Source organism: Paenarthrobacter sp. GQ52, assembly GCF_059759005.1.
The window spans coordinates 55576-68179 of the sequence record NZ_JCAXEJ010000003.1 but is presented as its reverse complement, the minus strand read 5'-3'; the positions used below and the strand labels follow the sequence as shown (position 1 = coordinate 68179).

11 protein-coding genes are annotated in these 12604 nt (G+C 62.7%); 8 read left to right on the top strand and 3 right to left on the bottom strand.

The window, feature by feature from the left end; genetic code table 11:
* Window positions 1–10: 10 nt before the first annotated feature.
* Window positions 11–1372, top strand: a complete 1362-nt coding sequence (locus tag AC6CH8_RS05805; protein WP_498189339.1) for an MFS transporter — start codon at window positions 11–13, stop codon at window positions 1370–1372.
* Here the strand turns inward: AC6CH8_RS05805 and AC6CH8_RS05800 are convergent.
* Window positions 1369–1974: a TetR/AcrR family transcriptional regulator gene (locus AC6CH8_RS05800; RefSeq protein WP_420178384.1), complete on the bottom strand. Its 606-nt coding sequence runs from the start codon at window positions 1972–1974 to the stop codon at window positions 1369–1371. The genes AC6CH8_RS05805 and AC6CH8_RS05800 overlap by 4 nt on opposite strands.
* A 205-nt stretch (window positions 1975–2179) precedes the next feature.
* Between AC6CH8_RS05800 and AC6CH8_RS05795 the strand changes: the two genes are divergently transcribed.
* From AC6CH8_RS05795 to AC6CH8_RS05770, 6 genes are read left to right on the top strand one after another with little or no spacing between them, the layout of a single operon-like run.
* The gene (locus tag AC6CH8_RS05795) at window positions 2180–3880 is read left to right on the top strand and encodes an amidohydrolase (protein ID WP_498189337.1); all 1701 of its coding nucleotides are present in this window, start codon (window positions 2180–2182) and stop codon (window positions 3878–3880) included.
* A gap of 44 nt (window positions 3881–3924) precedes the next feature.
* Complete coding sequence (locus tag AC6CH8_RS05790) at window positions 3925–4917, top strand: ABC transporter substrate-binding protein (RefSeq protein ID WP_420178382.1); 993 nt, start codon at window positions 3925–3927, stop codon at window positions 4915–4917.
* Window positions 4918–4943: 26 nt separating this feature from the next.
* Window positions 4944–5717 (top strand): ABC transporter permease, encoded by a 774-nt coding sequence (locus tag AC6CH8_RS05785; protein ID WP_420178381.1) that lies wholly within the window; start codon window positions 4944–4946, stop codon window positions 5715–5717.
* On the top strand, window positions 5717–6496 hold the full coding sequence (locus tag AC6CH8_RS05780; RefSeq protein WP_420178380.1) for an ABC transporter permease: 780 nt from the start codon (window positions 5717–5719) through the stop codon (window positions 6494–6496). The genes AC6CH8_RS05785 and AC6CH8_RS05780 overlap by 1 nt, the downstream gene beginning before the upstream one ends.
* On the top strand, window positions 6493–7347 hold the full coding sequence (locus AC6CH8_RS05775) for an ABC transporter ATP-binding protein (RefSeq protein ID WP_498189334.1): 855 nt from the start codon (window positions 6493–6495) through the stop codon (window positions 7345–7347). The genes AC6CH8_RS05780 and AC6CH8_RS05775 overlap by 4 nt, the downstream gene beginning before the upstream one ends.
* On the top strand, window positions 7344–8954 hold the full coding sequence (locus tag AC6CH8_RS05770) for a sulfatase family protein (RefSeq protein WP_498189332.1): 1611 nt from the start codon (window positions 7344–7346) through the stop codon (window positions 8952–8954). The genes AC6CH8_RS05775 and AC6CH8_RS05770 overlap by 4 nt, the downstream gene beginning before the upstream one ends.
* 43 nt (window positions 8955–8997) lie before the next feature.
* On the opposite strand, the gene AC6CH8_RS05765 is transcribed toward AC6CH8_RS05770, so the two are convergent.
* Window positions 8998–9972 (bottom strand): AraC-like ligand-binding domain-containing protein, encoded by a 975-nt coding sequence (locus AC6CH8_RS05765; protein ID WP_420178377.1) that lies wholly within the window; start codon window positions 9970–9972, stop codon window positions 8998–9000.
* A 236-nt stretch (window positions 9973–10208) separates the two neighbouring features.
* On the opposite strand from AC6CH8_RS05765, the gene AC6CH8_RS05760 reads away from it, so the two are divergent.
* On the top strand, window positions 10209–11684 hold the full coding sequence (locus AC6CH8_RS05760) for an APC family permease (RefSeq protein WP_420178376.1): 1476 nt from the start codon (window positions 10209–10211) through the stop codon (window positions 11682–11684).
* A gap of 76 nt (window positions 11685–11760) precedes the next feature.
* Here the strand turns inward: AC6CH8_RS05760 and AC6CH8_RS05755 are convergent, their stop codons facing one another.
* On the bottom strand, window positions 11761–12573 hold the full coding sequence (locus tag AC6CH8_RS05755; RefSeq protein WP_498189329.1) for a MoaF C-terminal domain-containing protein: 813 nt from the start codon (window positions 12571–12573) through the stop codon (window positions 11761–11763).
* Between the last annotated feature and the right edge of the window lie 31 nt (window positions 12574–12604).

The following is a 12604-nucleotide window of genomic DNA, read 5'->3' as shown; positions in this document are numbered from 1 at the left end:
ACCCGGATTAATGGAAAAATCTTCTCTAGCTTCACAGCCTCTATCATCGGCTCCCGCACGCCCTTCACGCCTTCCGGGCCGCTTCGCGCGGCTTCCCGAATTGGCCGGACCCGGTTTCCTTCCGCTGGGCCTTTTCGCCAGGCTTCCCCTGGCCATGCTGACAGTCGGCACCCTGACGCTGGTCACCGCCGTCAGCCACTCCTACGCGATCGGCGGCATGGCGGCCGGAGCGGTTGGCATCGGCTCGGCCCTGGGCGCCCCCGTCCTCGGCACCCTGGCTGACAGGGCAGGACAACGGATCGTGCTCCTCGTGGCAGCGGTCATCAACACAATCGCCGTCGCGGGGCTCCTTGCTGCGGCTTACCTCACTCCCGCGTACGGCTCGGTGGCCGACGCAGTTGGCGTCCTCATTGCAGCTTTCCTCGCGGGAGCCAGCTGCCCCCAGGTGGGTCCCATGGCCCGTGTCCGATGGATGGCACTGACAACCCGCAACCTATCCCAGTCCTCAGCCAACGGAGGCCGAAGCGTCGCGGCCAACCGGGCTGACCTGGACACCGCGCTGTCGTATGAAGGGACCGCGGACGAGATCACCTTCGTCCTGGGCCCTGCCCTGGTGGGTGTCCTCGCCAGCATGGTGGCACCCTGGTTGCCGCTCGCCTTGGCAGCCGTCATGACCATCACGTTGGTTCCTGCTTTTGCGATCCATCCCAGCCAGCTGGCGGTTGTACCGGCACCTCGGAAGCCGAGTGCCGGCGCCGTGCCTCCAGGAGAGCAAGCGGCCCCGGTGAGTCCTGCGAGCCGCAACCGTTGGGCAGGCGCGGTGGTAGCTGTGCCGGTTGTCGCGATGGTGTGCATGGGTACCTTTTTTGGGGCAACCCAAAACGCCCTGAGTGCCTTTTCCGCACAGTACGCCACAGCCGAAATCGCTGGACTTCTATACGCAGTAATGGGCCTCAGCTCAGCTGTAGCAGCGCTATCCGTCGCATTCTGGCCGCAACGGTTCAGCCTCGCTTCCCGCTGGGTAGCGGCAGCGCTGGCGATGTCCGTTTTGTCGCTCTTGCTGCTTCTCCCGGCGGGTATTTGGCCCATGATCTTTGTCCTGCTGGTACTGGGCATCCCCGTGGGGCCGGTGATGGTCACTGTCTTCAGCATCGGCGGCGTGGTGGCGCCGGCCGGCCGCATGGCCACAGTGATGACGGCACTTGCCAGCGGAATTGTGGCGGGAACAGCTTTGGGCTCCTACCTGGCCGGGCAATTGGCGCAAACGCAGGGCCCGGGTGCGGCCTTCGTCGTGTCGATGGCCGCTGCAGCCGGCCTTTTGCTGCTGGGCGTTCTCACGTGGTTGGTGATGAAGCGCCAGCCTCAGGCTTAGTGGAGCGCCCCGGCGAGGGACGAGGCCATGAGTTCCACCAACCGGAGGGACCGTTCGTCGTCGGGGTCGGCCAAATGCTGCATGCTGATGCCGTCGATCCCGGAAATGAACAAGCGCGTGATGTCCTCCAGGTTGGCGGGGACAGGTTCTCCGGCGGCTTCTGCGGCCGAACGGAACAGCTCCAGCGTCGAGTTAACCCAGCCGTCGTACATCGAACGGTTCATGAGCAACGCCTGTGGCTGGTCTTCGGCCTCTACCCGGAAGCGCCGGAGCAGCAATTCGAAGGTCGTGACCTGTTCGTGCGGGTTCTCTGACATGCGGCTCCAGATGCGTCTGGCATGGGCGCCCACCATGTGGCGCAATCCCATTCCCGGATCGGCCACAGGTTCCAGTGCCTTGGCGTAGTCCCTGCTGAGGAAGTTGTAGACCTCTTCAAGGAGTTCGTCCTTGCTCCGGAAACAGTAGTGCAGTGCCGCAAGCGGTGCTTCAGCTTCACTGGCGATTCGTCGCGTGGTTGCAGAGGCGAGGCCGTCCTGGGCGATCACCCTTGCTGCGGCTTCAACGAACTGCAGCCGCCTTTCCTCAGCGGGAACCCTGGCCATTCATGCACCTTCTTCTCTTTCAGGCGGTCTCATCGATCGTAGGCGTTAACCGCCGTGACGTCGTTTTGGCCGTGCCGGGGAGGTGGAAAAGTCCTCTGAAAGAAATTTTACGCCAAAACCTAGTCAAGTGACCCAGTCAAGCGACATACTTCTTTCAGGAACGTTGTCTGCATCACATTCAGATGCGGTGAACTGAGGAGAACTGATGGAAGATTTCGCTGATCTGGTGATCATGAATGCTTCGGTCCACACCATGGACCCGGCGGCTTCTCATCACGGGAGCGATGCCGTGGCCGTCAAAGACGGCCGCGTGGCCGCACTGGGCAACAACGATGTGAGCCAGTTGATCGGCCCCTCCACGCGCGTTATTGATGCCGCGGGTGGTGCTGTCATTCCAGGCATCAACGATGCCCACCTGCACTTCGTTTCGGCGGCCATGGCCGCCTTCGGCTATGTCCGCCTGGAGCCGGCTGTGGCCCCTGACTGGGCGGCCGTCGTCGACGTCGTGGAGGCAGCGCCGGCGGGGGATGACGGCTGGGTGCGTGCCCATGGCTGGGACGAAGCCCTGCTGGGCCCGGCGCAGGGATTCCTGCTCGACGCCAGGCCGGACACGCCCGTGGTGGCGTTCGACAGCACAGGGCATCAGTTGATAGCCAACAGGGAAGCCCTGAGAAGGGCCGGAATTGACGCCGCAACACCGGACGTGCACGGCGGCGTCGTGGCGAGAACCGCCGACGGCAACCCCACAGGCCTGCTCCAGGACGGAGCCATGGAACTTCTCTCGAGGGCAATGCCGCCGGTTCCGGCGTCCACATTGCGGCCCGCCTTGTTGGCATTGCAGGAGCACCTGCACTCGCTCGGTATCACTTCCCTCACGGATCCTGGCCTGGGCCCTGCAAGTGCTGGGCTCATGGACGGTACCGGTTCGACGGCGGCACTTGAGTTGCTGGGCGACCTCGCCGCGGAGGATGAACTGACGTTGAGAATCAACGTCCTGATGCTCTTCGCGGGAACCGGGGGAGCCAATGCCGACGCGGTTAAAGCAGGCCTGCGCAGCGGACTGGCCGCTACCTACCTGAACCGCGGCATCAATCCGGAGCAGTTGCGGATCGCGGGCGTCAAGATCTTCGCCGATGGCATTCCGCGCAGCGGCACCGCGTGGATGAGTAAGCCGTATGGCAAAGCCTGTACGCACGGCAGCCTGGTGATCCAAGGGGCCACCGACGCCCAGCGGGTTGCGGAGCTGCACAAAATCCTGGGGCTGATCAACGAAGCCGGGTTGCAGGCAGGGGTCCATGCCACGGGGGACGCGGCCACCGCCGCAGCCGTTGAGGCGATCATCGCTGCGGATGACAGTGCCGAGGGCGGTCCAACGTCATCCGGGAACCGCCATTACATCATCCACGGGGCCTTCGGTGATCACGGGACACTGCGAACCATGGCCTCCCACGGCATTGGTTACAGCACCAACCCCCTCATCCGCCAAGAGGCCGGTGACATCATGCGCCAAGTTCTTGGTGAGGAGCGTTTCTCCCGGCACCAGCCCCTGAAGTCAGCGGTGGGAGCCGGAGTTCATGTCAACCTTGCCTCGGACGCCCCCGTCACCAGTACCGATTGGCGGCGCACCGTGGTGGCAGCCGTCCGCCGAGCCACACGTTCCAGACCGGGCGAACCGCGGGATCCGGAGCGGATCACCGGCCTACAGGCATTGGCTGCAATGACCATCCACGCCGCGTGGCAGGACCACGCCGAGCACTTCAAAGGTGCCCTGACACCAGGCATGGCAGCAGATCTGTGCCTTCTCTCCAACCCTTGGCCCGTGGACGAGGAGATCGAAAAGCTCCTCGACACAGAGGTCAGGCTCACACTGAGCGGTGGCCGCACAGTCCACCAATCCACCAGCTAGAACCATTCCCTTCCGTTCCAACCATTTGTGATTCAAGGAGCACCATGCGACGCACTATTCCCTTGGCCCTGGCCGCAGTTTTGTCCATGACGTTGGCAGCCTGCGGCGGCGGGACGGGCCCGGCCGCCGCCCCCGCCGCCGACGGGACCACCACGCTCAAGGTGGGAACAATCGGCATCGGTTCCGATGCCGGTATCCGCCTCGCGGCTGACAAAGGCTACTTCAAGGAGCAGGGTCTCAACGTCGAGATTTCGGTCATAGCTAATCCGCCGGCCGGTATTGCAGCTGCCCAGAGCGGCCAGATTGACGTCACCTACACGCCATCCATCCCACTTTTGAATGCACTGAGCCAGAACGTACCGCTCAAGATCATCGCAGCGGCCGATGGCTACAAGGACGGGGCTAGTGAGGGGGCGGACCTCAACCGCGTAGATGACACCGGACTCCTGGTGCAGCAGGCGTCCGCCATCAACCGGCCGAAGGACCTGGAAGGAAAGAGCGTCAGTGTTCCAGCCCGCAAGGCACAGCTGGAGGTTACGGTCAGCAAGCTCGTCAAGGACGACGGCGGCGACCCCGCCAAGGTGAACTGGATGGTCCTCGATCCGTCATCGGCACTCCAATCACTGAATTCCGGACGAGTCGATGCCGCATCCCTGGTTGCCCCGTTCACGTCCAAGGCCGCGTCGGAGGGCAACAGGCTGCTGGCCTCGCCCGGCGTCGAGTTCTTTGAACAGGGCGCGATTGGCCTCTGGGTGTCAGGGGCGAACACGGTGAAGTCCAAGGAGAAGGCGTTGGAGGGTTTCAAGGCGGCCATGTACAAGGCGAACGCCTACGCCAACGGCCACATCGATGAAGCACAGCAGCTCAGCGCCGAAATCACCAAGACTCCGCTGGAGGTCGTGAAGTCCGGCGCAGTCAACTACTGGCCGGAAGATGTACGCCTGGAAGACATTGAGCGTGCCAACAAGAACCTCGCTGACCTTGGCTTCCTGAGTGAACCCGTGAAACTGCCGGCCGACATAATTTTCGGTAAGTAGGCCGTAAGCGACATGGGAGATTCATCATGAAGGCATCCATCCGCCCTTATGTGTTCAGTGCCTTGGGCATCGCCGGAGCCCTGGTCATCTGGCAGGTTCTCGCCGCGGCAAACGTAGCAGGAAACGCCCTGCCAACGGCCACCACGGTGTTCACCACCCTTGCAGGCATTCTGGGGACCGGCACGTTCTGGTCCGCACTGGGTGCCACCATTGGCATCGCGTTGCTCGCGTTGGCTGTAGCGGCCTTGGCAGGAGTGGTTATCGGATTACTCGTGGGCAGTTTCGAATCCGTACGATACGCCACCTTGGCAGTCTTGGAATTCCTGAAGCCCGTCCCGCCCATCGTCATCCTCCCCCTCGCGGTGCTGGTACTGGGTCCTACCGCTGAGATGTCGCTCTTCCTGGTGGTGTTCGGGTGCTTGCTCCCCATCGTCATGCAAACGGTCGATGGGGTGCAGGGCACCGATCCCGTGGCACGCGATACGGCCCGCTCCTATGGCATGGGCGAGGGGGAAATCCTGGCCCGGGTGGTACTGCCCAGCGCTATGCCGTACATCGGTACGGCGATGCGGGTGGCAGCTCCTGCCGCCTTGGTGGTGACGGTCGTTGCCGGACTCCTAGGCGGGGGTCCGGGCCTCGGCCAAAGCATTTACCAAGCCCAAGCGGCAGGTGACTACGCCAGTCTCTACGCATTGGTGATTGTCCTCGGTGTCCTGGGTCTGTTGTTCCAAGGTGCCACCCGGCTGGCCGAGCGCCGGGTCCTGCACTGGCATGAGTCCTACCGGGAAGTGGTGCCCTGATGAGAAACGTCAAAATACGAAACTGGGTGATCGGTGCAGGCACGCCCGTCCTGTTGCTGGCCTCGTGGTGGTTCCTGTCCGCGAACTCCATTGATCCCTTCTTCCCGCCGCTCGAGAGCATCCTTGTCCGTTTTCAGGAGCTTTGGCTCTTTGAGCACTTCCAGTCCGATGTCCTTCTGAGCCTGGGGAACTTGTTTATTGGCTTTGCCATCGCAGCGGTGGCCGGAATTGGCCTCGGGTTTGCCACGGCGCTGGTTCCTCCCGTCCGGTGGATGATCGATCCGTTGATCCACTTCCTCCGCGGCATCCCTCCTGTGGCTCTGGTCCCGATCTTTATCTCCCTCATCGGCTTCGGAACCCAGATGCGCGTGACCAGCATTGCCCTGGCGGCATTGTTTCCGACCATGATCGCCACCGTGGACGGCATCCGCAGCGTCAGCAACGACCTCATGGACGTCGCCAAGGTGTACCGGCTCAGCCGAAAGGAACGGGTGCTCAATGTCCTGCTGCCGGCGGCGATGCCCCAAATCTTCTCCGGTCTGCAGGTGAGCCTCCAGGTGGCATTCATTGTGATGATCGCGAGCGAGATGCTGGGTAGTTCGCAGGGTATCGGAGCCATGACCTTGCTTGCACAGCAGAGCTTCATGACCGCTGACATGTGGGCCGGGATCCTGCTCCTGGGTGTCATCGGATTCCTGGTCAACATCCTGTTCAGCCTGCTTAAGCACAAGGTCTTGTCCTGGTACATCGGGTCCCGTCGCATGGCGCGTGCAGCATGAGCGCCCGGCAGGCCCCGACTCTTCCCATCCGAAACAGAAAGTCCACCATGGCACAGCAACCAGAAACCCGCATCAGTGCGACCACTCCGCGGCTGGACGTGGCCCATCTTGCCAAGACCTATGGCAGCGGCGAAAAATCACACACAGTTATTGAAGATCTCACCTTCACCGTCGATGCCGGCGAAGTTGTGTGCATCGTAGGTCCTTCAGGTGTTGGCAAGACGACACTTCTGAAGTGCTTGGCCGGGCTTCATCCGGCCAGTAGCGGACGGGCGGCCATTGACGGACGAACCATTAGCGGCCCACCTCCGGAAATGGCCTTGGTCTTTCAGGACTACAACCGCTCCCTGATGCCCTGGCTCACTGTCCGGAAGAACCTGATCCTTCCTTTGCGGCACCTCAAGTTGCCGGCGGCGGAAGTGAAGGAGCGCTGCGATAGTGCCCTGTCCGCCGTCGGCCTGTCCCATGCCGACAATCAATATCCCTGGCAGTTGTCAGGCGGAATGCAGCAGCGCGTGGCGATCGCCCGGGCGCTGGCGTACCGCCCGGAGATCCTCATCATGGACGAGCCCTTCGCCTCAGTGGACGCGCAGACCCGGTTTGACCTGGAGGATCTGTGCCTGAAGATCCGGAAGGACTTCAACATGACCATTTTGGTGGTGACCCACGACATCGACGAAGCGGTCTACCTGGCAGATCGCGTGGTGGTCCTGGGTTCCAGGCCCGCCCGCGTCCTCAAGGTGGTGGACGTGGACCTGCCTGCTCCGCGTGACCAAATAACTACACGTTCCTTGCCGGACTTCGCCCGGCAACGCACCGAAGTTCTGTCCCTCATTAAGAGGCCCGTATGACGGGGCAGCACCGGGCAGCCGGCAGCCGGCGGCCCAACGTCCTCTTCATCATCGCCGACCAGCTCCGGGCCGACCACCTGGGTTTCGGTGGCAACGCCACCGTCAAGACGCCAAACCTGGACGCGCTCGCCGACAAAAGCATTGTTTTCGAGAATGCGACCGTGGCGAATCCCACGTGCATGCCCAATCGTGCCAGCCTGATGACCGGCAGGTGGCCCTCCGCACACGGGACGCGGTGCAATGGCATCACTTTGGATCCGCTGACGCAGACCGTTCCGGGGTCCTTGGGAGCGGGCGGCTACCGGACCGTGGGGGTGGGAAAGTTGCACCACCAAAATATGGGGTGGGAATTTGAGCCGCACCAGGCCGAGGAGATCCGGGCCACCGACCCGCTGCTATTGGACACCGGAGTAGGCGACGCCCGCCGTCAGGGCTTTCCCCCGGGGTGGGACCAATGGGAGAACCGCGACGCGCACGATGACCGCTTCATTGCGCTCCCCTCCGACTACTACGGCTACCAGCACGTAGACCTCGTAATCGGCCACGGGGACCGGCCAGGCGGCCACTACGTACACTGGGCCCGCGAACGGGGCGTCGACCCGGAAACGCTGGGAGGTCCAGGAAATTCGTCCAGCAAGTACAGCGGGTGGGATCAGGTGTACCAGACGGCTATCCCCGCTGATGTGCACCCCACAAGCTATGTGAGCGAGAAAGCAATCGAGCACCTGAAGGATGCCGCCGGGCAGGACCAGCCATTCTTCATGTTTGTGTCCTTCCCGGACCCTCATCACCCGTTCTCGCCCCCGGAAGGCTACTCGGACCTCTACGATCCCTTGGACTTGCCACTCCCGCTTGGCTTTGAGCAGGACCACTCGGCTTCGCCGGCCCATGTGAGGGACATGATGGAACACCGTGGTGAGCCAAACGCGGACCCAACCATGACGTGGGCGGCTACTGAGGAACAGTACAGGTTTGCCGCTGCCGCCCAGTATGGCCTGATCACGATGATGGACGAGCACATTGGGCGGATAATCGACGAATTGGATCATCAGGGCCTTGCCGAGGACACCATTGTGGTGTTCACAAGCGATCACGGGGACTTGTTCGGGGACCATGGCCTCATGCTGAAGCACTTTGTCCACTACCGCGCAGTGACCAATGTTCCCTTGCTGGTGCACCTTCCCGGCAGCCCGCCGCGGCGCACCGGGGCCTTGGTTTCCAGCGCGGATTTGGCCCCGACGCTTATTGAGCTCACTGGCTCCAAGGGATATCGGGGAATCCAAGGCCGCTCGCTCGTGCCACTACTGCTAGGGGACACTGAACATCATCGGGAAGCGCTGCTGGTGGAGGAAGAACAACCCTTTGGCTTGGAAGGGCTGCCAGGTCCGGTCCGAATGCGAAGCGTCATCACTGCTGAGGGCAGGTTGACCCGCTATTTCGGCACGGAGATTGCCGAACTCTACGATCACAACACCGATCCAGGGGAACTGGTCAACCGTGCGGGCGATCCTGAATTCGCCCCGCTGGAAGATCGCCTGCTGCGAGCAATGCTGGATGAGATGGCTGCCCTCACGGACCGGGGGACGGCTCCGACGGCGGCCGCATAGCCAGTGTTCGACGGCGACCGCTGGGATCCCGTTGCGGGAACCGTTAGTGGCTGTTGCGGTAACCGGTGGGGGAGTTCCCGAATGCTGCCCGGAAGATCCGGCTGAAATGGGCGGCGTCGGTGAACCCCCACCGGGCTGCGATGGCAGTGACCGGTCGATCGGCCAGGACCGGATCCCTGAGGTCGCGCCGGCATCGTTCGAGTCGTCGTTGTCGTATGGAAGAAGCCACGGTCGTCCCGATTTCCTGGAAGAGATCGTGCAGGTGCCGCGTGGAGATGTAGTGGGCAGCGGCGATGGTTCCGGGGGAGAGCTCCGGGTCGCCGAGGTTGGCTTCAATGTAATCGTGGATGCGGCCCAGCAGCAGGAGGTGCGGATCCCGGCCCGTCTCGATCAGCTGATCGAGTTCACCGTTGAAGAGTGTGGTCACCAGGTCCAGGGCGTTGTGGACCAAGCGGAGCCCATTCGTGCCGGAGAGGGCCTCGAGGTTGTCGGCCAGTTTTACCAGAAAGGGGCTGATTAATTCGCCGAGGCCCTCGTCGCCCGGAATGCGCAAGGCAGTGACATGGCCCATGGCTTCGGCTGGCAGGTCCAGCAGCACGTGCGGGAACATGAGCACCAGAGTGCGGAAGTCGTCGTCGAACGTTAATTGATAGGGCCGGGAGGTGTCATAGATGGAGAGATCACCGGGACGCAACACGGCTTCGCGTTCGTCCTGAACCAGGCGGCCCGAACCAGCGAGTTGGATGCTGAGTTTGAAGAAGCGCCCTGTGGACTTTGCAATCAGCTCCGGCGTGCGCAGGACGGTATGGGGTCCGGCAGTAATCTCCACCACGGAGATCTGCCCCAGCACCCGGGCCCGCATGGTTCCGTGGAAGGTTGCCCCGTGGAGGGAAGAACTGCGCGGCCCCGTTGCCAACAGAGGCACGAAGGAGGTGGATATTGCTTTGCTCCACTCCTGGAACGACTCCGCCACGGTGGTTTCCACGGTTGCGGGGCCCGTATCAGCCGCGACGGTCATCAAACTCCCTTTCAATGGCCCGCGGGCGACGCCGCCTTCAGGGCCGGTATGCCGATAACGCGGACGTGAGCTTGCCCACGATTCTACACCGGGGCACACGTGCCGCCGTGCTTGCGTGCAGCGACAAATACCCTGCCGTGTGAGACAAGTCACGCACGCTCCCTGCGGTGGAAGATTGCGGAATGACAGACACCGTGCCGTGCAATTCTCCCGCGGCACCGAGGCAGGAGCACACTATGAGCGTGGATAACCCCGTCAAGGGCAGGACCGCTGGAACAGTCGGTACCAAAAGGCGGCTCGGCGTACCGGCAGTGACCTTCATGATTATCGCGGCCTCCGCACCGCTGACCGTGCTGGCGGGAGGCGTGACCACCACCTTCGCGGTCACCGGCGTGACCGGGGTGCCGTTGTCATTCCTGATTCTGGGCGGAATCCTGGCGCTGTTCGCCGTGGGCTATGCGGCAATGAGCCGCTACGTCACCAACGCCGGCGCCTTCTACGCCTACATAGCGCAGGGCATCTCCAGGCCCGCCGGTGTGGGGGCATCGCTGATAGCACTCATGGCCTACAACCTGATGCAGGTGGGCATTTACGGGTTGTTCGGCTTCACGGTCTCCTCGCTCCTGTCCGCGCGGCTTGGCATCAGCGTTCCCTGGTGGATCCCGGTGCTCGTCTGCATTGCCGTCGTCGGATGGCTGGGCGTGAACAGGGTGGACCTGTCCGCAAAGGTGCTTGGTGTCCTGGTGGCCCTCGAATTCCTGGTGGTGATCGTGTACGACATCGTCAGCCTGGCTGTGGCTCCGGAAGGCATCAGTGCAGTGACTTTCAGCCCCGAAAGCCTCTTTGTTCCCGGGATCGGCGCAGTCCTCTCCTTTGGAATAGCCGCCTTCATGGGCTTCGAATCCGCTGCAATCTATGGTGAGGAATCCAAGGACCCCAAACGAACGGTCGCAAGGGCAACGTTTGCAGCTGTGGGAATCATTGCCGTGTTCTATGCCGTCTCCGCCTGGGCAATGACCGTAGGGGCAGGACCGTCCGCCGTTGTCGAGGCGGCAACTACCAACGGACCAGATATGATGTTCGCTTTCCTTGGCGCCCACGGGGGCCTGTTGCTCAGCGACATCGCCCAGGTTCTCTTTGTCACCAGCCTTTTCGCCGCACTCGTTAGTTTCCACAATGCCGTAGCGCGCTATTTCTTCTCCCTCGGCCGCGAGCGCGTCCTGCCGTCGGCGCTCGCCAAGGTGCGGGCGGAAAGTGGGGCGCCGTTCGCCGGTTCGCTGGCGCAAACGGTGATCGCCGTCGTCGTAACGCTTGGCTTTGCGATTGCCGGTGCAAGTTCCGAACTCGGTGAACTGTATCCCGTGCTGACCATGTTCACTTGGCTGACCAACAGCGGTGCCATGGGGCTGGTGCTGCTGATGACCGTGGTGTCGGTAGCTGTAATCGGTTTCTTCCGGCGGCAGCAGCACGGGGCAAACCTGTGGGTAAGGGTGATCGCTCCAAGCCTGGGTTTCGTGCTTCTTGCCGTTGTCTTTGTGCTCATCATGGCGAACTTCAACGTCCTGCTGGGACAGACCGAGTCAACGGCCGCTACGTTCGTCTTGCCGTTGCTGGTGCTGCTGCCCGGGGTTGCGGGCGTCATCTGGGGCTTGCGCCTCCGGCGCTCGCAGCCTGCGTTGTACGCTCGGATCGGCCACGGCTCGGAGGACTGATAACCCGCGCAACAAAGATGAAGCCCCGGCGGGCGTTGCGCTCGCCGGGGCTTCATTGTTGTCCTCTTTGCTTGGGCTAATCCCGCATGGCCGGGTCCAGGGCGGGGTTCAATGCCGGGCTGTGCTGGGTGATGCTGATCAGGCGGCCGTGTGCACCGAAGGTGAAGTGCACGGGTTCCGTTCCTGCCTCGTCCCAGCCGAAGAGGCTGCCATGGGACCTGATGGCGTTGGGATCACGGTGGTCGGCGACGGTGACCGAGCCGCAGGGTATGACCTTCTCGCGCCAAGTGAAGACGAAAATCCCGGGGCGGACCTGAAATACGGTGTTGGAGTCCGTGTCTGCCAATCCGCGCTCCGGACCTGCCAAGCACTGCCACGTGTACCAGGTTGGGCTGAGGTAGATGTGTTCGTAAGCATGCGTTTCGCTGTAGACCCATTCGACGCGGCGGCCGATGAGTGCACGGCTTTCGGAGATTTCCGTGCCCGTGGCGCGGTATCCATCGAGCGTCCCCGGGCGGAAATCGTGATTGACGGCCACGGTGGAGGGGGTTGCCCTGCCGAGCGTGGCGCCAATGTAGAGTGCGCGGCCGTGTAAGAGGTCCAACACCAGGGAAACGGCGAGTTCCGGGTCCTGGGGACTCTGCCATTGGGCGTAGTACAACTCCTCGGCCACCAGGAAGGCCTCATAGGCGGATGTTCCGGCGTGACTGGCGGCAGCCCATTGGACTTCTTCGTCGTCGAAGCTGAAAGTCATGGGTCCGCCGTCGCCGCTGACGGAGAACTGTTTTCCTGCCAGGTCTTGCACGGTAGGGGCCTTGTTGGCGTCGAAGCCGGGGGCCAGGCCGTCCAGTGGCAGCCAGTTGGAGGTATCAAGGAGATTCAGGCTCATGGGTTCCTTCTCGTGCTCGAAAGAAGGACCG